Source organism: Pseudoalteromonas sp. TB64 (assembly GCF_000498095.1).
Taxonomy (GTDB): domain Bacteria; phylum Pseudomonadota; class Gammaproteobacteria; order Enterobacterales; family Alteromonadaceae; genus Pseudoalteromonas.
Map to the genome: position 1 here is coordinate 19,475 of NZ_AUTQ01000113.1, position 23,077 is coordinate 42,551.

Annotated in this window: 15 protein-coding genes and 2 pseudogenes; 14 read left to right on the forward strand and 3 right to left on the reverse strand. The window is 38.3% G+C overall.

What is annotated here, in order from left to right:
• Positions 1 to 10 precede the first annotated feature (10 nt).
• Together L647_RS0108670 and L647_RS0108675 are read right to left on the reverse strand one after the other, a co-directional pair.
• Complete coding sequence (locus L647_RS0108670; protein ID WP_007579865.1) at positions 11 to 1,477, reverse strand: FMN-binding glutamate synthase family protein; 1,467 nt, start codon at positions 1,475 to 1,477, stop codon at positions 11 to 13.
• 113 nt (positions 1,478 to 1,590) lie between these two features.
• The gene (locus tag L647_RS0108675) at positions 1,591 to 3,369 is read right to left on the reverse strand and encodes a DUF885 domain-containing protein (RefSeq protein ID WP_024610791.1); all 1,779 of its coding nucleotides are present in this window, start codon (positions 3,367 to 3,369) and stop codon (positions 1,591 to 1,593) included.
• A gap of 357 nt (positions 3,370 to 3,726) precedes the next feature.
• Between L647_RS0108675 and L647_RS0108680 the strand changes: the two genes are divergently transcribed.
• The 14 genes and pseudogenes from L647_RS0108680 to mdoH all read left to right on the forward strand — a co-directional run bounded on the left by L647_RS0108680 (position 3,727) and on the right by mdoH (position 20,182).
• On the forward strand, positions 3,727 to 4,713 hold the full coding sequence (locus L647_RS0108680; RefSeq protein WP_024610792.1) for a GGDEF domain-containing protein: 987 nt from the start codon (positions 3,727 to 3,729) through the stop codon (positions 4,711 to 4,713).
• 82 nt (positions 4,714 to 4,795) lie between these two features.
• Complete coding sequence (gene ubiE, locus L647_RS0108685) at positions 4,796 to 5,551, forward strand: bifunctional demethylmenaquinone methyltransferase/2-methoxy-6-polyprenyl-1,4-benzoquinol methylase UbiE (RefSeq protein ID WP_024610793.1); 756 nt, start codon at positions 4,796 to 4,798, stop codon at positions 5,549 to 5,551.
• An 11-nt stretch (positions 5,552 to 5,562) separates the two neighbouring features.
• Positions 5,563 to 6,237 (forward strand): SCP2 sterol-binding domain-containing protein, encoded by a 675-nt coding sequence (locus L647_RS0108690; protein WP_024610794.1) that lies wholly within the window; start codon positions 5,563 to 5,565, stop codon positions 6,235 to 6,237.
• A gap of 9 nt (positions 6,238 to 6,246) precedes the next feature.
• Positions 6,247 to 7,848, forward strand: coding sequence for a ubiquinone biosynthesis regulatory protein kinase UbiB (ubiB, locus tag L647_RS0108695; protein WP_024610795.1), 1,602 nt, complete (start codon positions 6,247 to 6,249; stop codon positions 7,846 to 7,848).
• An 80-nt stretch (positions 7,849 to 7,928) separates the two neighbouring features.
• Positions 7,929 to 8,186 carry a Sec-independent protein translocase subunit TatA gene (gene tatA, locus L647_RS0108700; protein ID WP_024610796.1) on the forward strand — a complete coding sequence of 86 codons (258 nt, stop codon included), beginning with the start codon at positions 7,929 to 7,931 and terminating at the stop codon, positions 8,184 to 8,186.
• Between the two features lie 5 nt (positions 8,187 to 8,191).
• A complete protein-coding gene (tatB, locus tag L647_RS0108705; RefSeq protein ID WP_024610797.1) occupies positions 8,192 to 8,524 on the forward strand; it encodes a Sec-independent protein translocase protein TatB in 333 nt (110 codons plus the stop codon).
• A gap of 48 nt (positions 8,525 to 8,572) precedes the next feature.
• Positions 8,573 to 9,313, forward strand: coding sequence for a twin-arginine translocase subunit TatC (gene tatC, locus L647_RS0108710; protein ID WP_024610798.1), 741 nt, complete (start codon positions 8,573 to 8,575; stop codon positions 9,311 to 9,313).
• Position 9,314: 1 nt separating this feature from the next.
• Positions 9,315 to 9,805, forward strand: a pseudogene (locus tag L647_RS01000000123915) (hypothetical protein).
• Positions 9,805 to 10,590 (forward strand): TatD family hydrolase, encoded by a 786-nt coding sequence (locus L647_RS0108720; RefSeq protein ID WP_024610799.1) that lies wholly within the window; start codon positions 9,805 to 9,807, stop codon positions 10,588 to 10,590. Before L647_RS01000000123915 ends, L647_RS0108720 begins: the two are co-directional and overlap by 1 nt.
• Positions 10,590 to 12,429: pseudogene (locus tag L647_RS01000000123920) on the forward strand (diguanylate cyclase). Before L647_RS0108720 ends, L647_RS01000000123920 begins: the two are co-directional and overlap by 1 nt.
• Before the next feature lie 12 nt (positions 12,430 to 12,441).
• Positions 12,442 to 13,449: a porphobilinogen synthase gene (gene hemB / locus L647_RS0108730; protein ID WP_024610800.1), complete on the forward strand. Its 1,008-nt coding sequence runs from the start codon at positions 12,442 to 12,444 to the stop codon at positions 13,447 to 13,449.
• A 134-nt stretch (positions 13,450 to 13,583) separates the two neighbouring features.
• Positions 13,584 to 16,307 carry an ExeM/NucH family extracellular endonuclease gene (locus L647_RS0108735; protein ID WP_024610801.1) on the forward strand — a complete coding sequence of 908 codons (2,724 nt, stop codon included), beginning with the start codon at positions 13,584 to 13,586 and terminating at the stop codon, positions 16,305 to 16,307.
• Between the two features lie 322 nt (positions 16,308 to 16,629).
• A complete protein-coding gene (locus tag L647_RS0108740) occupies positions 16,630 to 18,249 on the forward strand; it encodes a glucan biosynthesis protein G (protein WP_024610802.1) in 1,620 nt (539 codons plus the stop codon).
• Positions 18,221 to 20,182 carry a glucans biosynthesis glucosyltransferase MdoH gene (gene mdoH, locus L647_RS0108745; RefSeq protein ID WP_024610803.1) on the forward strand — a complete coding sequence of 654 codons (1,962 nt, stop codon included), beginning with the start codon at positions 18,221 to 18,223 and terminating at the stop codon, positions 20,180 to 20,182. The genes L647_RS0108740 and mdoH overlap by 29 nt, the downstream gene beginning before the upstream one ends.
• A gap of 799 nt (positions 20,183 to 20,981) precedes the next feature.
• On the opposite strand, the gene fusA is transcribed toward mdoH, so the two are convergent.
• Positions 20,982 to 23,066, reverse strand: coding sequence for an elongation factor G (fusA, locus tag L647_RS0108750; protein ID WP_024610804.1), 2,085 nt, complete (start codon positions 23,064 to 23,066; stop codon positions 20,982 to 20,984).
• Positions 23,067 to 23,077 lie beyond the last annotated feature (11 nt).

The window sequence follows — 23,077 nt, forward strand, 5'->3', positions numbered from 1 at the left end:
AGTTAAAAACTTACTTATAGTTTTCGTAAATTTTATCGAGCGGTTCTGATAAACCACTTTCTTGCACTATACGTACATGTTCACGTTTTAATTCGCGTGCACTAGTCACACCACAAGAATGGGCTATTAGCCCAGCTCCGTAATGAATGTATTTATTATAGTTAGCTACTCGTTGCGCTTTATCAGCTACATTTAAGCCGCGTTGCAAACGCTCGTTATGCGTAGTGATCCCGGTCGGACAGGTATCTTTATTACATTGCATTGCCTGAATACAGCCCAGTGCAAACATATGCCCTCGAGCCGATACAACAAAATCAGCACCCAACGCTAACGCCCAAGCCACCTTTGAAGGAACAATTAATTTACCAGAGGCGATTATTTTAATACGATCTCGCAGCCCATGTTTTTCAAGCATATTAACTACAAGCGGTAAACTTTCACGAAGTGGTAAACCCACTGAATCCATAAGCGGTTGTGGTGCAGCGCCCGTACCACCATCAGCACTATCTATAGTAATAAAGTCAGGTGCAGACTCTATACCACGGTGATTTATTTCAGCGAACAACGTTTCTAACCATCCGTAAGCACCAATTACCGCTTTAAAGCCTGTAGGCTTACCTGTCGCGTTACGTACAGTGGCAATCATATCGAGAATATCGGCTGGGTTTTTAATTTCAGGATGACCATTGGGACTAATAGAGTCTTGCCCTTCTGGAATACCCCTAATTTTAGCTATTTCGGCGTTAACTTTGCGCCCTGGTAACATACCGCCTTTACCTGGTTTTGCACCTTGGCTCATTTTAAGTTCAAACATTTTTACTTGTTCGTGAGCCGCTATTTCTTTTAGCTTTTCGGTACTTAAATTTCCATGCTCGTCTCGTGCACCATATTTAGCTGTACCAATCTGAAACACTAAATCGGCACCACCTTCTAAATGATAAGGACTTAATCCCCCTTCACCGGTGTTCATCCAACAACCCGCTAGTTTTGCCCCTTTTGATAAGGCCCGTACAGCTGGCTTTGAAAGCGCGCCAAAACTCATACCAGATACATTGAATAACGAGTTGGTTGTGTAAGGTGTTTTACAGTATGGACCCAAAGTAACATTACTCGGGTCGAGCGCTTCTTCGTCTAAAGTAGGAAACGCACAGTTCATAAACATAACCGTACCTGTTACTTCTAAGCTTTGTGTAGAGCCAAATGCAGCCGTACGGTCAACATCTTTTGCTGCACGATAAACCCAACTACGCTCAGCGCGGTTAAATGGCATTTCTTCTCTATCTTGAGCAAAAAAGTACTGTCTAAAAAACTCACCTTGGCGTTCAAAAAAATATCGAAAGCGACCAATAACAGGGTAATTACGTCTAATAGCATGCTTAGTTTGTGTTACATCTCGAATATAAAAAACGACAACGATTAAAACCAACAACCCTAAAACAACAATAAACATACTTGCAAATACATCAATACTAAACATTATAAAATTACTCACCCAAGGCCCCTTGATGACTGTTTTTAAAATAAAAAAGTGCTATACCACCAAAATGACATAACACTTTTATTTGTTCAAGGCTTTAACTGCCTTAATATCTAATTCTGTTGTTTAGCTAACTCTGCTTTTATATATAAACGCACTTGTGTTTCAAGTACCGATAAAGGCACTGAACCATGGCGTAATATTTGATGATGAAATTCACGAATATCAAAGCTTTTTCCTAGCGCTTGCTCTGCTTCAATGCGTAAACGCTTAATAGTAAGCTCACCTATTTTGTACGAAAGCGCCTGTGCAGGCCATGTTATATAACGATCGGTTTCTGTTTTAACGTTATGCAACGAAAGCGCTGTATTTTCACTCATAAAGTTCATGGCACGCTCTCTGCTCCAGCCATACATATGCATACCCGTATCAACAACTAAACGTGCCGCTCGCCACATTTCATACGTTAAACGACCAAAACGGCTATATGGGTTTTGATAAAAACCAGCTTCAATCCCTAAATACTCAGAGTAAAGCCCCCAACCTTCACCAAATGCCGAAAGGTAAGCATCACGACGATAACTAGGTAAGCTTTCTAGCTCTGCATTAAGTGATATTTGTAAATGATGGCCAGGCACGGCTTCGTGCAGCGTTAATGCTTCTAAAACATACAAAGGGCGCTTATCTAAAGCGTAAGTATTTACCCAATAATACCCTGCTTCATCATCTCGATTAGAGCCAGAATAGCGACCTGTTGTGTATTTAGGAGCAATACTGGCTGGTACGGGTGCTACACCATAAGGTTTGCGCGGTAAGGTATGAAATAACTTCGGCAGTTGTGCATCCATTTTTTTAGCAATATAAGATGCTTCTTTTAAAAGTTGCTCTGGTGTTGTGGCGTAAAATTGTGGATCAGTGCGTAAAAAGTGGACAAATTCGGCAAACGTGCCTTTAAAACCTACTTCTGCTATTACGTTTTCCATTTCACTACGAATTCGTGCAACTTCTTTTAAGCCAAGTTCGTGAATCTCTTTAGGTGTCATATCGGTGGTGGTGTAGTACTTAGCTCTATTTTTATAAAACGCTTCGCCATTAGGTGTATCTGATATACCAATACTTGTACGTGCACCAGGTCGATATTGCTGCGTAAAAAACGCTAAGTAATCTTTATAAGATTTTATAACCTCTTCTTTTATAATATTTTTAGCTTTTTGTTGTAGTGCTTTAAATTCACTTTCGCTTAAACCAGCTGTGTTAGTTAAAAATGGTTTATAAAATTCAGACGTAGTTACATCGTCAACAATGTAGGCATTAATTGAATCTTCATAACCTTCCAACACAGCTTTAGGTTGAGTAAGCCCTGTCTCAAGCCCTTTTTTCATCCAATACATGTTTTGCTCAAAAAAGCGTGGAATTTGCGTCAATCGTGCAAGATAAACTTGGTAATCTTCCGGGTTTTTATATTGAGAGCTATTTATTATGTACGACAAGCCAGAATGGAACCCATATTCAGAGGTAAGCGGCATATAGTGCGCATTAAATACATATTCATCGACACTGTTTTGTACTTGAGCTCGAATAATGCTGAAGTTAATTTGATTTTCATCACTTAGCTTTTCAATATTAATAGTGTCTAATTCAGCAAGTAATCGCGTTTTATTTTTATATTCTTGCGCTAAAAATTCAGGGGATAAATTTGGTAATAAATAACCTTCAACACCACCTACACGATCGTAAGGGTTAATACTTTCTCTATAATCAACAATACTTTGCGCTACTTGAGTAAATTGTTGATCTGAATTTTGCATGGTCATTTGGCATGCACTTAATGAGCACAAAACCGTAATACCAAATAATGATTGGCGTAATGGTCTTAGTAAAAAATGATTCATTATAATGTGACTTAGTAATGTAATTAATTTCATAAAGCTATCGTAGGGTAAATAAATAGCAAGTAAATGAGACCAACCTCATAGTAATAATCTCTACTTATACTAAGTGTATTAATACGTTACATACATTAAATGAAGTAAAAACAAGCTTAATTGATGACAAAAACAGCTATTGAGCCGCTAAAGTAAAATTTAAGTTCCCTAACTCTCATTTTTCCTTTTAAATAGCGATTATAAAGATTACTGTAGATAAAAATAATAAAAAGCTGGGATGCATAACCGCCTCATGGAATGAGATATTCGAATTTGCACTTACTGCGTACTTAGTTGGTATTTAAAATGATGTTCCATGATTCCATGGCTATTGCACAAGAAAAAATGACTAAGGTGTGTGTTTTTTTAGAACGCTTTGCGCTTGCACCTACTCCTTTGAATTATCAAGTTGTTTATACTTACACAAGCCAAACTAATTTAAAGCTAAATAACGCTCTAGATCGCATTATTGCTACTAACGATAATATTGATAGCGTTTTAATCGAACAATTATATTCTGAATTTTTAAATACGGGTCATACAACTCAAGTCAGTATGATTCAAAATGTTGATGGTGTTATAAATTCACTTTCTCACAATGCTCAAGCAACTGAAAAACAAATAATTCGCTTTGCTGGTCAAGTAAGCGAGTGTGTACATACACTAGATGAAAACAACATAGAACAGAGTCGCCAAGCGCTTGAAGTATTGAATAATCAAACCGCAGAACTATTAAAGCAACACAAACAATTTAAACAAGAACTCAGTAAAGCTAAACGACTACATGACAAAACACAAAAACAGCTTACTCAATTACGTAAGCAACATGTTGTTGATAGCCAAACGGGTCTTTATAAACGCCATTATTTAACACAACAAACACAAGTGTGGACCAATCAGCAAAAATCTATTTGCGCTATTGCGATACAAATCGATAATTTAGATCATTTTACTGATAATTACGGCGATATTATCGGGGAAGTTATTTTAAACAAAGTGGCAAAACAAGTTCAAAAATACGTATTTCAAAGTGGTTTACCAGGGCGTACAGCTAAAGATCAATTTACCGTATTATTAGCCGACATAGACCCTGAAACAGCGAATGTAATTGCCGAAAAAGTACGTAATGGTGTTGAAAAGCTGCGTTTTGTTAGCTCAAAAACGGGTACTAAGCTACCTGCAATTAATTTATCGTTAGGTATTGCGCAACACGATCAGTTAGATGACTTCAATCAACTAGCGAGAAAAGCCTCTCAAGCAGCTTTTAAAGCGCGCTCACTCGGGCAAAGCTGTTTTACTGCTGGACATTAAATCGCCTGATGAATCATATTCAAATTGCACCAGCACGGCACAATAAAGTACACTAGCGTTTATTGCCACGATAGGATTAATCATGAACGAGACACCAGAAAAGACCACGCATTTTGGCTATAAAACAGTAGCCGAAGACGATAAAGCCTCAATGGTTGCAGACGTATTTCACTCAGTTGCGGCAAAATACGATGTAATGAATGATTTGATGTCTTTTGGTGTGCATCGCTTATGGAAGCGTCAAACAATTGCAAGCTCTGGCGTACGTAAAGGTCATCATGTACTTGATTTAGCTGGCGGTACTGGTGATTTAACTGCTAAATTTAGCCAATTAGTTGGTGAAACAGGTCAGGTTGTTTTAGGCGACATCAATTCTTCAATGCTTAAGGTTGGTCGTGAAAAGCTACATAACCTTGGGTTAGTAGGCAATATTGACTACGTACAAATGAACGCCGAAATGCTGCCATTTCCAGATAATAGCTTTGATGTGATCACTATTGCATTTGGTTTACGTAATGTAACTGACAAAGATAAAGCATTACGCTCTATGTACCGTATTTTAAAGCCAGGTGGTCGTTTATTGGTATTAGAGTTTTCTAAACCTGAGCATGAAGTACTTAGCAAAGCTTACGATTTTTACTCATTCAATTTGTTACCAACAATGGGAAAACTAGTTGCTAACGACAGTGAGTCATACAAATATCTAGCTGAATCAATTCGTATGCATCCAGATCAAGATACTTTAAAAGCAATGATGGATGATGCTGGTTTTGAACAAACAACGTATCAAAACCTTACCGGTGGTATTGTTGCACTTCATCGCGGTTTTAAATATTAAGGCAGAGATTAATGACGCTTGAACAAGCAACTGAGAAAAATAATGGTGCGTTAAATACATCAACTTTTTTTATGTTACCTAATTTTGTACTGTCGCTTATTGAGCGCATACTTAATCAAGCACTTAAACTCGATCCACAACTATCGCAAAAACTAAGCGCCGTAGAACAACAGCGCTTAGTAGTTGAAGTGAGGAATTGGCAGCAAACCATTCAACTCGTTTTCGCCGATAAAAAATTACATTTATATACCGCACAAAGTAGTGATAACGCTGACTGTATGATAAGCGCAGACATCGACACTCTCATCGCGCTAAAAAACCCAGCAATGCTTACGCAGTTAATACGCCAAGATAAACTCGATTTACAAGGTGATTTAAATATTGCCCAAACTTACAGTAATGCATTTTCGGGTTTAGATATCGATTGGCCAGAACAACTATCTAAATACATTGGCGATGCCCCTGCACAACAACTGTATCTATATTTAAAAGCACTTGGACAGCAGAGCAATAAAACAAAAGCTCAAATTAGTTCCATATTTACAAGCTTATGCCAAGACGAGCTTGCGATTACAATTCATCCGCTAGAGCTTGAGCAATTTAAACAACAAAATAGAGAGCTCAAAGGTCAAGTTGCTGCCATTGAACAACGTATAAATACCCTACTAAACACTGTAACCCGCTAAGGATTTTTTGTGTCGACTGCACGATTGTATTACATCACTAAAACATTACTTAGCTACGGGTTGGATGAGTTAATTCCCAAGCATAAAATCCCTTGGTTTGCCAAAGCGGCTCGAGGTAGTTTATTTTGGCTACGTAATAAACATAAAAACAAGCCTGCGGGTTTACGCTTACGTTTAGCGTTGCAAGAATTAGGTCCAGTGTGGATTAAGTTTGGGCAAATGCTTTCCACACGTCGCGATTTATTACCACACGATATAGCTTTAGAGCTCGCTTTTTTACAAGACCAAGTACAACCTTTTGAAGGTGAACTTGCGCAAAAAATAATTGAAAAAGCGCTCGATATTAATGACATTAGCGAGTTGTTTAGTGAATTTTCGCAAACACCGCTGGCTTCAGCATCAATAGCGCAGGTTCATACTGCTACACTTATTGATGATCAAAATGTTGAACAAGACGTTGTAATTAAAGTTATTCGTCCAAACATTCACGAACAAATTAATGCCGATTTGGCGTTAATGGAAAAGCTCGCTAAGGTACTTGCAAAAGTACATAACGAATCAAAACGTCTGCGCCCTGTTGAAGTAGTAAAAGAGTATAAAAAAACACTGCTTGATGAGCTCGATCTAATGCGTGAAGGCGCTAATGGCATTCAGCTTAAACGTAACTTTGAAGATTCGGACTCGCTTTATATTCCGGCTGTTTATAGTGACTACAGCCGCCATAATATATTAGTAATGGAGCGGATTTACGGTATACCCGTATCTGATACTGATGCATTACTGGCACAAAACACTAATATGAAACTGCTCGCCGAACGCGGTGTTGAAGTCTTTTTTACACAAGTATTTAGAGACAGCTTTTTTCATGCTGACATGCACCCTGGTAATATTTTTGTTTCGCGCGAACACCCAGAAAACCCTAAGTATATTGGTATAGATTGCGGTATTGTAGGTACACTCAACAAAGAAGATAAACGTTATTTAGCTGAAAACTTTATTGCCTTTTTTAATCGTGATTATCGCCAAGTTGCACAGCTACACGTAGATTCTGGTTGGGTTCCGTACGATACGAGTATTGAAGAATTTGAATTTGCTATTCGCACTGTATGCGAGCCTATATTTAATAAGCCTTTAGCTGAAATTTCGTTTGGTCATGTGCTTGTTAACCTTTTTAATACTGCGCGTAGGTTTAATATGCAGGTGCAACCTCAATTAGTGCTACTACAAAAAACGCTATTATATGTAGAAGGGTTAGGTAGACAACTTTATCCACAATTAGATTTGTGGCAAACAGCTAAACCATTTTTAGAAGATTGGGTAAAACAACAAGTTGGTCCATTATCGGTATTGAAACAAATGTATGCTAACTTACCATTTTGGGCAGAAAAAATGCCTGAATTACCTGATTTAATTTATCAAAGTTTAAAACGTACGCCGCACTCTCAAATACAAGTACAAAAGGCATCTCATAAACCTTTAGTGTTAAGCTTGTTTGGTAGTGCAACTATGATTATGGCAGCGCTTTGTTATTTACAGCACGATTTTATTGCCGCAAGTATTGCAATAACATGCTCTGTAGTCGGGTTTATAGCTGCGTGGCAAAGCGAATAAACTAAGTGCTATTTACGCTATTGGGCGTATAATTAGTATTTAAAATATACATTTAATTATTTTATAAATGGGAGAAAACCATGGGTTTTGGTGGTATTAGTATTTGGCAATTATTGATTGTATTGGCAATCATCGTTCTTCTTTTTGGTACTAAAAAATTACGCGGTATTGGCGGTGATTTAGGCGGTGCTGTTAAGGGGTTTAAAAAAGCGATGTCTGATGAAAAAAGTACAGATAAAACAGAGCAAGAGACAACTGAGCAAATTCAAAAATCAGAAAGCGCAGCTCCAAACGAACCAGTTAATACTGAAAAAACCAAAGATAGCAACAAGGCTTAATTTGTATGGGAATGTGGGAACTCGTTGTTGTTCTTATTGTTGGTTTAGTCGTTTTAGGTCCTGAACGTTTGCCTGTGGCTATAAGAACTGTAAGCCGTTGGATAAAAACTGCTAAGTCACTTGCTAACTCAGTAAAGGCAGAGGTCAGTGAAGAACTGCGTGTACACGAACTACACGAGAACCTTAAAAAAGCAGAGCAACAAAATTTAAAAGACTTAAGTCCTGAGCTGCAAAATTCATTGAGTGAATTACAACAAGCAGCCCAATCGGTTACCCACAGTTATAAAAAACAGCCATCAGATCCAGAAAATAACCAACATATTGATGAAAAAAAGTGAAATTTATTTCTCTTTCAATGGTCAACTTACTAAATGGTATAAATAATAATGGTTGAGGAAGTAAAATCGGGGTTTGTAGCTCATTTAATTGAGTTGCGGGATCGGCTAATAAAAGCACTATTAAGCATTTTTGTTATTTTTATTGCCATTGTGTATTTTGCGAATGACATTTATGCCTTTGTCGCACAGCCGTTAGTCTCGCATTTGCCAAGTACTGCAACCATGATTGCAACTGACGTAACTGCGCCCTTTTTTGCACCATTTAAGCTTACTTTGTTTGTCGCTTTATTTGCATCTATTCCGTGGATATTGCATCAAATATGGGGGTTTATAGCCCCAGGTTTATACCAGCACGAAAAACGTATGCTTATGCCTATTCTCGCCTCAAGTATCATATTATTTTATGGTGGGATTGCATTTTGCTATTTTGTGGTGCTACCAATTATTTTAGGCTTTTTTACAAGTACGGGTCCAGAAATGATGACCCTTGCGCCCGACATAAGCAGCTATTTAGGATTTGTATTAAAACTATTTTTTGCATTTGGTGTCGCATTTGAAATTCCAGTGGCTATTATGCTGCTATGCTGGAGTGGTGCAACAACAACAAAAAGCTTAAAAGAAAAGCGTCCTTATATCGTGGTGGGCGTTTTTGTAGTAGCAATGTTTTTAACACCACCTGATGTACTATCACAAACATTATTGGCGTTTCCAATGCTGCTTTTGTTTGAATTAGGTCTAATTTTAGCAAAATTTTATACCGCTAAAGAACAACAAAAATCTGAGGAATAAAATGAAAAAACAATTATCACTACTCGTTTTACTAAGCGCACCTATTTTTGCAGCTCAAGCAGAAACACCAATTAATGAACAAGCACATGCAAGCATGTAGCTTTATTGAAAACGATTTTAATCGTTTGCTTTGTTACGACAATACAATTGCAGGCAAGTCACTTGTAAAGCCGTCGGTAACAAAAACACTAACACCACCAGCCNCCAATGCAAGCAGAGGTAACAACTGGCGGTTTTGGTTTAGAGCATAAACAAGAAGTACAAGTAGAAAAAGAAACTGAAATTAAGGCGATGGTTACATCTGTTGAAGAAGCGGCTTACGGCGAATTAATTATTTCGTTAGATAACGATCAACAATGGCGTCAAGTTGGTTCAGATCGTATGCGCTTAAAAGAAGACGATACTATTATAATTAGCCGTGGCGCATTTAATTCTTTTTTATTGAAAAAAGAAGGTAAAAACAGCTCTATTCGCGTTAAACGTACTAAATAATGTCATACACATTAATTGATGCTGGGGTTAACTTAACTAACCATCAGTTTGATGAGCAGCATCAAGATGTTATTACTCGTGCTAATACCGCAGGTGTTAGCCGTATGCTTATTATTGGCTGCGATATAGCTGGTAGTAAGCAGTCGCTTGAGCTTGCCATAAAGTATCAGCAATTTTCTACAGCCGGCGTACATCCTCATGATGCTAAATCAGCCACTGATGAGCTCGAAAACCAACTAACTCTCCTTGCAAAAGATAAGCACGTTATAGCAATTGGTGAATGTGGTCTTGATTATAATCGAGACTTTTCACCTCGAGACGTACAAAAAAGTGTATTAAGGCGTCAACTTGCTTTAGCTGAAAAGCTAAACCTACCGGTTTACTTACATGAGCGAGATGCAAGTAGTGATATGCTCATTATACTCAAAGAGTTTAATGTAAAAGGTGTATTACACTGCTTTACGGGCGATGCTGATGCGCTAAAAAACTATTTAGATTTAGGGCTTTATATCGGCATTACCGGTTGGGTGTGCGATGAACGACGTGGTAAAGACTTGCAGCAGCTAATACCTAGCATTCCTATTGAGCGTTTATTAATTGAAACAGATGCGCCTTTTTTAATACCTCGCACAGTCAAGCCAAAGCCAAAGTCGCGTAAAAATGAACCTTCATTGCTGCCTTATATCTGCCAGACAATTGCTCAGCTTTATCAAATAGATGAAGAGCTGGTAGCAAAACAAACTACAAAAAACTTTTATGATATTTTTGGCTTAGAGGCGCGTTAATGTCGTACGTAAAAGCATTATTTAGTTTATTAATGCTACTTTGCGCATTTTTCACTTTTGCTGATCCTGTAATAAATGACCACTTTAAACATGAAAGCATTAACACTGTGCGTTATTCTTTTGAACCAACCTCATTACTAAGTGCAACACAAAGTGATTTTAATAAATGGCATACAATAAAAAATAAACCTCTAAACCTTGGGTTAGAAGAGCGACCTGTATGGTTAATGTTCTCAATAAAAAACACTCTAAAAAATGATGTTACTCCGCTACTTTCACTCGATAACCCATTGTTAAATGAAGTTCAGGTGTTTCACTTACATAATTCGACATTGCTCTTTGAAACTCTAATAGGCGATGCATTTTTACTATCTCAGCGCTCAATAAAGAGTGAGTCGTTATTAGTTAAATTAACGATACCTGCTGACAGCACAACTACCGTCATTCTAAAAGTAACCAATAGCGCTGGTTTACNNNATATGGCAGCAAGATGCTTATTTAGCCCATAAAGGTAATGTTAACTTGGTATACGGCTTATTCATCGGTTTTGTATTTTCGTTAGCAGTAAGCTGCCTTGTTTTATATGGGTTCTCACATAAGCGTTACTTTGCATATGCCGGTGTTATAACACTAACATTAGGTTTTTTACTTTTATATCTTTGTGGGTTTGGTATTCGGTATTTACATCCAAATATACCGGGGATTCAGCAGATTATGATTCCCATATTACTAATGCTGGTTACTTTATTATTCCTCCCTTTGCAGCGACAAATTTGCCAACCTACAAATTCTAAGCTGTTTAATGTACAGAGAATAATAACTAACTTATTTGCGATTTCGATATTGTTTATTTGGATGCTGCCAAGCTCAACTATCACTTTGTTTTGCCTAATAACCACCCCTATTATTTTAAGTTTTTACACTGTAACTACATTTTCATGTATTCGTAAAAACGCCTCAAAACCGAACAAAGCACTGGCTCTTTCGCTTGTTTTTTTCTTGGTGGTTATGCTTTACCTTATCGCTGCTGTTATGGGGTTATATGCATTTAATAGAGGTACTCTCGCTTTTGTATTTATATGCTTTTTTAGCTGCACCTTTTGCCTGTGCTACTGCGTAATGAAACTATTTATTTTAGAGCGTGATGAGCAAGTAATTACACAACAAACCTTAATTGCTAAAAATGCAGCCCAAGATACATTATTAAAAGAGCGCTTTGCACTACAAGAAAAAACAAGCCAAGAACTAGAAACACAAGTAAATGAACGTACTTTTGAACTACAAGTAACCTTGCGAGAACTTGAAGAAAAAAACCAAGAACTTGAACAACTCAATACAGAGGATGCCTTAACTGGCATAAAAAACCGCCGCTTTTTTGATAAAAAATTAGTAATGGAATCCCGACGCTCTCGCAGAGAACAAACACCATTGAGTATAATAATGCTTGATATAGACCGCTTTAAAGCCATTAACGATACATATGGACACCCAACTGGTGATCAAGTTATTAAAGCAGTTGCAAGCATTATAAAAAATCGCTTAAAGCGACCTCTTGACGAGGTTGTACGCTATGGCGGTGAAGAGTTTGTAGTGCTATTACCGAATACAGAAAATAAAGGCGCGTACGATATTGCAGAACAAATACGCCAAACGATTGCACAAAGTGGCGTAGTAGTTGATGGAACAGACATTAAATTTACAATAAGTGCTGGCGTTTATACTGACGTTGCCAACGATATTAACAATCCCGAAATTTTTACTGAATGCGCCGATAAAGCGCTTTATTACGCTAAACAGCACGGTCGTAATCAAGTAATTACCTTTCCAACCCCACAGTAGGAGCATATTAATATGGCCCAATCAGGACTAGACCTTTTTCCGTACACCCGCATGCGCAGAATGCGCCGTGATAGTTTTTCACGTCGTCTAATGGCTGAAAACCAGCTAACAGTAAATGATCTTATTTATCCTGTTTTTGTACTTGAAGGTAAGAATCGCCGTGAAGCAATTGAATCAATGCCAGGTATTGAGCGCCTATCAATAGATTTACTATTGGTTGAAGCAAAAGAACTCGTTGAACTTGGCATACCTGCCGTTGCTATTTTTCCGGTAACACCTACAGATAAAAAATCATTATTTGCAGAAGAAGCATATAACGATGATGGCTTGGTACAACGCACCGTTCGCGCTTTAAAAGAGGCTTTTCCTGAGTTGGGTGTAATTACAGATGGTGCGCTTGACCCATTTACTACCCACGGACAAGACGGCATTATTGATGATGCGGGCTATGTAATAAACGATGTAACAACTGAAATCTTAGTTAAACAAGCACTCTCACATGCGCAAGCAGGCGCTGATGTAATCGCTCCTTCAGACATGATGGATGGTCGCATTGCTGCAATTCGTGAAGCTCTTGAAGCAGATGGATTTGTTCACACTCGCATAATGGCTTATTCAGCAAAGTATGCATCTAGCTATTATGGTCCATTTAGGGATGCGATTGGTTCAGCCGGAAATTTAAAAGGTGCTGACAAAAAAACCTACCAAATGGATCCTGCAAATTCTGATGAAGCGATACGCGAAGTTGCATTAGACTTACAAGAAGGTGCTGATATGGTTATGGTTAAGCCTGGCATGCCTTACTTAGATATTGTTCGTCGCGTAAAAGATGAATTTGGTGTACCTACTTTCGCTTACCAAGTAAGTGGTGAGTATGCAATGCACAAAGCTGCAATCGATAACGGTTGGTTAAGTGAGGAAGCGACTATAATGGAGTCTTTACTTGCATTTAAGCGTGCTGGGGCTGATGGCATATTAACCTACTTTGCTAAACAAGCCGCTCGCTACCTAGCTAAATAGTAAATTAATTACAAAAAGGCGGATAAACCGCCTTTTATTTACATCTATTTACATTTTTGTATTATTTTCGTCATGTTTATTCTCTAAACTGGTGTCCCATTTGGGATTTTAAAATACACGGGAATAATAAAAAAATGTTTAAAACAAAAATAACACCACTAGCGCTTGTTATTGCAAGCCTAAGTGCACCAGCCTCCGCTAATTTAATCATATCTGAATACGTTGAAGGTGGTAGTAATAATAAAGCAATAGAGCTTTATAACACATCAACAAGCGACATCTCGCTAGATGGCTACACACTTGGTTTATACTCAAATGGCAGCACAACAGTCGGTAATTCAATTGAATTAACGGGTACACTTGCGGCTAACAGTACATATGTAATTGTAAACTCAAGCTCTGTTGATGAACTTAAAGCAAAAGCGGATATTGAAAGTGGCGTTGCTAACTTTAATGGTGATGATGCGTTAGTACTAACTCAAGGCACTACTGTTATAGATAGCTTTGGTCAACGCGGTGTTGATCCTGGTTCATTCTGGTCTGAAGGTGGTGTACAAACACAAAATAAGACCCTTCGTCGTAAAGAAAGTATTCTAGTAGGTCGCACAACACCTGATGCCGCTTTTGATCCAAGTGAAGAATGGGTGCAATTTGATCAAGATGATTTTGATGGACTAGGTGTTTTCGGCAGCAGTGTTGAACCAGTACCGGAGCCTGAACCACTTGAACCATTAGTATGTAATGCAGATAAAACACTCATTAATGCTATTCAAGGCGATGGCAGTACAAGCCCTCTTGTTGGTACTCAAGTAGAGTTAGAAGGTATTGTTACTGCTGATTTTCAAGGTGATGGAGAGCTTGATGGTTTCTTTGTAAGCTCTCTTTCTGATGATGTTGATAGCAATCCACTTACCTCTGAAGGCGTTTTTGTTTTCTTTGCAGATACCGATGTAAGTGTTGGCGATCATGTTCGAGTACAAGGTACTGTTGAAGAGTTTTTTGATGCAACACAAATTGGTAGCGTAAGCCAAGTTGCTATTTGTGACACTGGTTTATCTGTCGCAGCTACAAAGATTACTTTGCCTTTAGCAGACGCAACTGACTTGGAAGCATTTGAGGGTATGCTCGTTACTTTAGAGCAGCCTTTAGTAGTTACCGACAACTTTGGTCTTGGTCGTTTTGGCGAAGTTGAATTAGCAACAGAGCGACTATATCAAGGCACGCAAATAGCATTGCCTGGTGATTCAGCCAATGCTGTTGAAACAGAAAACCTACTTAAAAAGATTTTACTTGATGATGGCTCTACAGTACAAAACTTAGATCCAACGGCATACCCTACTCCAGGCTTGTCTGCAGAAAACACATTACGTACTGGCGATACAGTAAACACTGTTACAGGTGTTCTTACTTATAGCTTTAGCCTTTACCGTATTCACCCAACGGTAGCACCTCAGTTTATTGCAACAAATGCGCGCGAAGATGCTCCCGAACTCAATGCTGATGCAGACTTACGTGTAGCTAGCTTTAACGTACTTAATTACTTTAATGGTGATGGTCAGGGTGAAGGATTTCCTACCGATCGTGGTGCAGACACCGAAGCTGAATTTATTCGCCAAGAAGCAAAAATTGTTAGTGCTATTAGCGCAATGCAAGCAGATGTTGTTGGTTTAATGGAAATAGAAAATGATGGTTTTGGTGAGTTTAGCGCCATTGCTAGCCTAGTAAATGCATTAAACGATGCTGATACAGCCAACCAATATGCATTTGTTGACTTCAATCTTGATCAAATAGGTACTGATGCAATCACTACAGCATTAATTTACCGTGCTAATAAAGTAGAAGAAGTAGGTACTGCAGCTATTACAACTGAAGCGCCATTTGATTTTAGTAACCGTACTCCAATTGCGCAAAGCTTTAAATCTTTAGCAACCGATGAAATTTTTACTGTTGCCGTAGCACATTTAAAATCTAAAGGTGGTTGTGGTAGCGCAAGCGGTGCTAACGAAGATCAAAACGATGGTCAGGCTTGTTGGAATGAAATACGTACGCAAGGTGCTAACGCATACGCAGATTGGCTTGATAGCAAACCAACAGGTGTTGACGACGAAGATACTATTTTAGTTGGCGACATGAATGCTTACGCAATGGAAGACCCAATACGTGCATTTGCAGATAAAGGGTATAAGAATGTAGTTGCAGAGCTTGATGGCAATACACTTGGTTACTCTTATAGCTTTTCTGGTCGCGCAGGAAGCTTAGATCATGCTGTAGCTACAGAGTCGCTGCTCAGCAAAGTGGTTTCAGCGCAAGATTGGCATATTAATGCTGATGAGCCAATATCACTTGATTACAATACTGAGTTTAAAAGCGACGCTCAACAGTCTAGCTTATACTCTGAAAGCGCATATCGTGCATCAGATCATGACCCTGTAATCATTGATATTAAATCTGAAGTTATTTTAACTCCAGAGGAACAAACACCGGTTATTGCTGCAGATCAAACCTTCTCAATTGATGAGGGTAGCTCAGTAGGTACTGTAATAGGTCAGCTCGTATTTAGCGATCCAAATGCTGATATATCGCCAGTGGTTGAATTTATAGTTTCTGGTAGCGAAAAGGTTTCTATTAATGGACAAGGACAGCTTATAATAGCTAGTGATCTTGATTCTGAGAGTACTATCACACTGGCTGTTCAAGCAAAAGACAGTGCTGGAAATACATCTGAAACGACAACGGTTGTAATTCAAGTAAACGAAGTGGTTATAGACGATAATGATGATAACGATTCTGGATCATTATTTTGGTTAACACTGCTTTTAGCACCTATTTCAGTGATGCGTAGATTTAAAAAGAAATAATTAATTTTAATTCATTTTTAAAGCCGCTTTTGCGGCTTTTTTTATTTTTATACAAATGTAATTCAGACAAGCTTCATTAAACAACCCGTATTATCTTTAACATGATTTGAAAACCATCTGTTTAATCAAGAAATAACTACATGCAACTGAGTGTAATTTACACAAAAAATGTAACCAACTTAAATTAAAGCATGTTAACTGCTGATATTTAAAAGCTTTTATTTAGGTTCGAATATTGCTGTAAACCAATCAAGTATTAAATAGATGAATCAATATTAACCCTAACCATAAAAATAAGTCGTGTTTTTATAAAGGAATGAAAATGAAACAATTAACCCATTTAATACCAACATGGCAACAGAGCTCAAAGCCACTTTTGGGTCTACTTATTATGTTTTTTGCTTGGGGCAATAGCAATCAAGCACTTGCTGCCACTGTCGATGTGGCAATCCCACAAAGCAGTCTATTTGATGTAATAAGCGCACGTGCAAAAAAGCTAGCCGCCGAAGAATATGTTGCACCTAAAAACATCGAGCTTGATGCACTTAATAATATTGATTATCAAGATTACCGCTCTATTCGCTTTAGAAAAGACAAGTCAGTATGGAAAGACGAAGGTCTTTACGAACTACAGCTATTTCACCCAGGTTTTTTATATAAAACACCAGTAACTATAAATACAGTTGATAGCGATTCTAAACGTAGCCGTCTCCCATTCAATACTGACTTTTATCAATATGACGGTACAGCTGCTCCTTTAAAAGACGAAATCACTAAAAGCATTGCCAACACACAGCTTGGTCATGCTGGTTTTAGATTACATTACCCATTAAATACCAATGAATATAAAGACGAAGTTATGGTATTTCAGGGTGCTTCTTACTTTCGTGTTGTTGGACCAAACCAAGTTTACGGACTGTCAGCTCGTGGTTTAGCAATTGATACTGCTGAAGCGTCTGGTGAAGAGTTTCCAATGTTTAAAGAGTTTTGGTTAGTTAAGCCAAAACCAGATCAAACTAATATTGTGATGTTTGCACTACTTGATAGCCCTTCTGTTGCAGGGGCGTACAGATTTAATGTAGACCCAACAACAAACACCGCTGTAAAAGTAGATATGCAAATATTTGCGCGTAAAGATGTTAAAAAACTAGGTGTTGCACCATTAACGAGTATGTTTTATCACGGTGAAAACAGCACTAAATTCTTTGATGATTACCGCCCTGAAGTACATGATTCTGATGGTTTATTAACAAGATCACAAGACAACAAATGGGTATGGCGTCCACTTAATAACCCAGCTCAGTTAAGCGTTACGTCTTTTACCTATGATAACCCAAAAGGTTTTGGTTTAGCACAACGTGACCGTGACTTTAATAACTATTTTGATACTGAAGCACATTACCATGACCGTCCTAGCCTTTGGATTGAACCAGAAGGTGAATGGGGTAATGGCCGTGTTGAATTAGTAGAAATACCAACAGACACAGAAACAAACGACAATATAGTAAGTTATTGGGTACCTGAAAAACCTTTTAAAGCAGGTGACTCACTAAAGTTAAGCTATAAAATGACGACCTTTAATGCCCATTTAAACCAACATGACAAAGCACGAGTAGAACGTACTCGAATTGGTAGTGCTGCATTACCAGGTGAGGATAATCCACCACCTAAAAGTCATCGCCAATTCACAGTTGATTTTTCAGGTCCAGAGCTTAACCAGTTATCTGCAGCGCTAAAGTTAAAAGCAGATATTCAGTTAACTACCGGTGAAGTGACTGATGTAACAGTGCAAAAACTTCCAGAAACATTTGGATGGCGTGTAGCTTTTAAAATTGCACCACAAGATGGTAAACCTGTAGACATGCGTTTATCGCTAAAACTACATGACAAAGAAATTAGCGAGGTATGGAGTTATGTCTGGTATCCAAATGACATCAAGTAAGCAAAAGACACCAACGTCTATGCCCTTTAAAACGATTCGCGTATTGTTGTTTGCTATCGCAGCAATTGGTATATCAGGTTATGGTATATCTATTATGTTTGAGATTTTAAGCTCAAACGGAATGACCCTACTTGAATACGCTTTACTCGTATTGTTTTCAATTACCTTTGCGTGGATCGTAACGGCGTTTTGTAGCGGTACAATTGGATTTGTGCTGCAATTACTACGAATTGACCCACTAACGTTAAAGCGTATTAAACCAATTACTTTTGATAGCGAGGCACTTGCCCAGCAAAAAACTGCTGTTGTAATGCCAATCTACAACGAAGACACTCACCGTGTTATTGCTGGTTTTGAAGTAAGTTTACAATCGTTAAAAGAAACAGGTGAACTGGATAACTTTGACTTTTATCTATTAAGCGATACACAAGACCCAGAAATAGCAACAAACGAACTAAATGCTTGGCATGCGTTGTGTGAACGTTTAGGTGATACTGCAAAACAAGTTTTTTATCGTCGCCGTGAAGATAATAAAAATCGTAAAGTAGGTAATCTAACTGAGTTTTGTGAGCGCTGGGGCAGCAACTACGATCATATGATTGTTCTTGATGCAGACAGTGTAATGACTGGTAAGTGTATGTTAGAGCTAACAACAAGTATGCTCAACAATCCACAAGCTGGGCTTATTCAAACAATCCCAATCCCTGTTCGTCAAGATACCTTTTTTGGTCGTTTTTTACAGTTCGCTTCTGTACTTTATAGCCCAATGTTGGCAACTGGTTCTGCATTTTGGCAAACCGATAAAGCAAACTACTGGGGTCACAACGCAATTATCAGAGTTGATGCATTTATCACTTGTTGTGGTTTACCAACACTGGAAGGCAAAGCTCCTTTTGGCGGTGAAATTTTAAGCCATGACTTTGTTGAAGCATCTTTATTACACAGCGCTGGCTGGGACGTGCTACTAATTTCAGATATTGAAGGTAGCTACGAAGAAGTACCAAGTAATATTTTAGATTATGCTGTACGCGATAGACGCTGGGTACAAGGTAATATCCAACACCTTGGTTTATTATCTTCGTCAAAATTAAAATTTATGAGTAAGTTTCACTTTTTACTTGGTGCAACTGCCTACATTTCATCGCTAATCTGGTTATCTATGCTAGCGCTAAGCACTATTGATGCTGTAACACGTGCCTTAAATAGTGATGTGTATTTTAACCGGGTATATCAATTATTTCCGACATGGCAAATAGCTAAAACAGATTTAATAGATTCATTACTGTATCTGACTATTATTATTTTATTACTACCTAAATTAATGGGCGTAATAGTAACCCTAGTACACAGAAATAAACGTTTTGGTGGTTCTATCAGGCTAATATTAGGCTCATTGATTGAGACTGTGTTTGCTATTATTGTTGCACCACTTATGATGGTATTTCATGCCTACTTTGTTATTTGTGTATTTTTAGGTAAAAAAGTTAAATGGGATGCACAACCACGCGAAGGTCGTATGGTTCCATGGAAAGAAGCATTTGGTTACACGTTATTTTCAACCATTGTTGCAATTGCATGGGGTAGTACTGCTTATTACTTCACTCCAGTATTTTTCTGGTGGTTATCACCTATTTTATTAGGCTTAATATTAGCAGCACCTATTGTGCGTTATTCAAGCAGTATTAAATTAGGCGTATACCTTAGAAAAATGGGAATATTTATTTGCCCTAGTGAAGTTGATAATGACTCAACGCTAGAGGCGCTTAAAGTTCACCTTAAAGAGATTTCGGTACCAGCAGAAGGCTCTTACCCATTTTCTATACCTGCACTGCCTGAAGACCGCTTGGTGACTATGCCAATACATAGCTTTAAGGCACCACGCAAACCAAAGATGAAAGCGCTAAAAACAAAGGCAATAAAAAAGTTTAACTAGCGCCACACTCTCAAATAAAAAAGGAGCTATTTATTGCTCCTTTTTTATTGTCTTTTTAATAGCCCTATTAAATTTAAATACTGCTCACTTTAAAAATTTCAGCACCACTAACTACAAGTGCTATTAATTACCGGCTTGATACTTATGGCATTAAACTAATGGCTGTTATTACGACGAAAGCATATCTCGATGATGAAGTTAAAATTACGATATATGGCTTCTCTATATGAGTGGTTTTGATGCCGTCAGCCATCTAATCTGGCAGAACAATCTATTCCCTATAAGATTGGCATATTACAATTAGTGTAATTAAAGCTATTTTACATGCGCTTATTTTATAAGGTATTTCATTAAATAAATTTATAATGCTAACAATAGTACTCTGATAATCTTCTAGCAATCTTTTCTCAAGGTTGAACTTAAGCATTATAATGAGCGACTTTAGAACTCCTTAACTAATACTAAATCTAACCTACTAATAATAAAAAATAGCTACCTAAAAAAGCACCAAACCCTCAAAGACAATCATGATTTTAAACGGGCTTAAATAGTCTTGGTGGTAGCAATAGCATGATTATTTTAGTTAATCTAAACCCTGCTTATGAGATTTACTAACATATTGAACCGTAATTATATTTACATTTTTTCTCTAGCCAGAGCTCTAAGTTACTTAGTATTAGTATTAAAAGTGGCTGCTTGAAATGGAGGCAGGTTTATTATCAAAAGTTCAGGTTAGTTAATTATAGGCAATAAAAAACCCGCAACATGTGCGGGTTTTCTTAAAGAGTTAAAGAGCTAATTACTTAGCAGCTTTCTTCTCTTTTTCTGCAGCGATTACTGTATCAGCAACGTTTTGCGGACATGCAGCGTAGTGTGAGAACTCCATAGAGAACTGACCACGACCAGATGTCATTGTACGTAGTGTACCGATGTAACCGAACATTTCTGATAACGGTACGTCAGCTTTAATACGGCTGCCTGTTAAACCAGCTTCTTGGTCTTTCATCATACCACGACGACGGTTAAGGTCACCGATTACGTCACCAACGTGATCTTCTGGAGTGAACACGTCAACATTCATGATTGGCTCAAGAAGTTGTGCACCCGCTTTAGGGATCGATTGACGGAAAGCGCCTTTAGCAGCGATTTCGAACGCGATTGCAGATGAATCCACGGCATGGAAACCACCGTCGAAAAGTTCAACTTCAACGTCAAGTACAGGGAAACCAGCTAGAACACCAGTACCCATCATTGATTTAAAGCCTTTTTCTACTGCAGGCCAGAATTCTTTAGGTACGTTACCACCAACAACTGATGATTTAAACGTGAAGCCTGAAGCAACTTCGCCTGGCTTGATACGGTAGTCGATTTTACCGAACTGACCAGAACCACCAGATTGTTTCTTATGCGTGTAGCTATCTTCAATTTCTTTAGTGATAGTTTCACGGTAAGCAACTTGTGGTTGACCAACAATAAGGTCTACGCCGTAAGTACGCTTAAGAATATCTACTTTGATATCTAAGTGAAGCTCACCCATACCTTTAAGGATAGTCTCGCCTGAATCTTCATCAGTCTCAACTTGGAAAGATGGATCTTCTGCAACCATTTTACCGATAGCAACACCCATTTTCTCATTACCGCCTTTATCTTTAGGCTGTACAGCAATCGAGATTACTGGAGTTGGGAATACCATTGGCTCAAGTGTTACTGGGTGCTTAGGATCACATAGAGTGTGACCTGTTTGCACGTTTTTCATGCCTACGATAGCAATGATGTCACCAGCTTGTGCGCTAGTTAATTCGTTACGGTCATCTGCTTGCATCTCAACCATACGGCCAACACGCTCAGTTTTACCAGTAAACGAGTTAAGGATAGTGTCACCCTTGTTTAGTTTACCTGAGTAAATACGTACGAATGTTAATGCACCAAAACGGTCATCCATTATTTTGAATGCTAACGCTTTGAAAGGTTCGTCAGTAGATACTACTGCGAACTCGCCATTTTCGTTACCTTCTTCATCCATAAGAGGTTGAGGATCAACTTCTGTAGGAGCTGGTAAGTAATCAACAACAGCGTCAAGAATAAGCTGCATACCTTTGTTCTTAAACGCAGAACCACAGTATGTTGGGAAGAAAGCAAGGTCACGAGTACCTTTACGGATACAACGTTTGATGTCTTCTAAAGAAGGTGCTTCACCTTCCATGTAAGCTTCAAGTAGTGCATCGTCTTGCTCAAGGGCAGTTTCAACAAGCATTTCATAATACTCGTCAGTTTTATCTACCATGTCTGCAGGAACGTCTGTGATTTCGTAGTTTTCAGGAAGACCAGTGTCATCCCAAACGTATGCTTTTTTAGTTAAAACATCTACAACACCAACAAACTCATCTTCAATACCAATTGGTAAAGTCATGATTAGTGGAGTTGCGCCAAGTACTTTACGTACTTGCTCAGTTACACGGTAAAAATCAGCACCCATACGGTCTAATTTATTTACGAAGATAATACGTGCAACTTCTGAATCATTAGCATAACGCCAGTTAGTTTCTGATTGTGGTTCAACACCACCAGAACCACAGAACACACCGATGCCGCCATCTAGTACTTTAAGTGAACGGTAAACTTCAACTGTGAAGTCAACGTGTCCAGGAGTATCGATAACGTTAAAGCGGTGATCTTTCCAGAAACAGCTTACAGCCGCAGACTGAATAGTAATACCGCGCTCAGCTTCTTGTTCCATGAAGTCAGTAGTAGATTCACCATCATGAACCTCACCAGTTTTATGGATTTGACCAGTAAGCTTTAGGATACGCTCAGTAGTCGTGGTCTTACCCGCATCAACGTGCGCGAAAATACCAATGTTTCTGTACTTCGATAAATCTGCCATTAATTTTGCTC

Excerpts from the sequence above, each read along its gene's own strand:
- L647_RS0108670 (WP_007579865.1), bottom strand. The coding sequence starts at position 1,477 with ATGTTTAGTATTGATGTATTTGCAAGTATGTTTATTGTTGTTTTAGGG.
- L647_RS0108675 (WP_024610791.1), bottom strand. The coding sequence starts at position 3,369 with ATGAATCATTTTTTACTAAGACCATTACGCCAATCATTATTTGGTATT.
- L647_RS0108680 (WP_024610792.1), top strand. The coding sequence starts at position 3,727 with ATGGCTATTGCACAAGAAAAAATGACTAAGGTGTGTGTTTTTTTAGAA.
- ubiE (WP_024610793.1), top strand. The coding sequence starts at position 4,796 with ATGAACGAGACACCAGAAAAGACCACGCATTTTGGCTATAAAACAGTA.
- L647_RS0108690 (WP_024610794.1), top strand. The coding sequence starts at position 5,563 with ATGACGCTTGAACAAGCAACTGAGAAAAATAATGGTGCGTTAAATACA.
- tatA (WP_024610796.1), top strand. The coding sequence starts at position 7,929 with ATGGGTTTTGGTGGTATTAGTATTTGGCAATTATTGATTGTATTGGCA.
- tatB (WP_024610797.1), top strand. The coding sequence starts at position 8,192 with ATGGGAATGTGGGAACTCGTTGTTGTTCTTATTGTTGGTTTAGTCGTT.
- tatC (WP_024610798.1), top strand. The coding sequence starts at position 8,573 with ATGGTTGAGGAAGTAAAATCGGGGTTTGTAGCTCATTTAATTGAGTTG.
- L647_RS0108720 (WP_024610799.1), top strand. The coding sequence starts at position 9,805 with ATGTCATACACATTAATTGATGCTGGGGTTAACTTAACTAACCATCAG.
- hemB (WP_024610800.1), top strand. The coding sequence starts at position 12,442 with ATGGCCCAATCAGGACTAGACCTTTTTCCGTACACCCGCATGCGCAGA.
- L647_RS0108735 (WP_024610801.1), top strand. The coding sequence starts at position 13,584 with ATGTTTAAAACAAAAATAACACCACTAGCGCTTGTTATTGCAAGCCTA.
- L647_RS0108740 (WP_024610802.1), top strand. The coding sequence starts at position 16,630 with ATGAAACAATTAACCCATTTAATACCAACATGGCAACAGAGCTCAAAG.
- mdoH (WP_024610803.1), top strand. The coding sequence starts at position 18,221 with ATGTCTGGTATCCAAATGACATCAAGTAAGCAAAAGACACCAACGTCT.
- fusA (WP_024610804.1), bottom strand. The coding sequence starts at position 23,066 with ATGGCAGATTTATCGAAGTACAGAAACATTGGTATTTTCGCGCACGTT.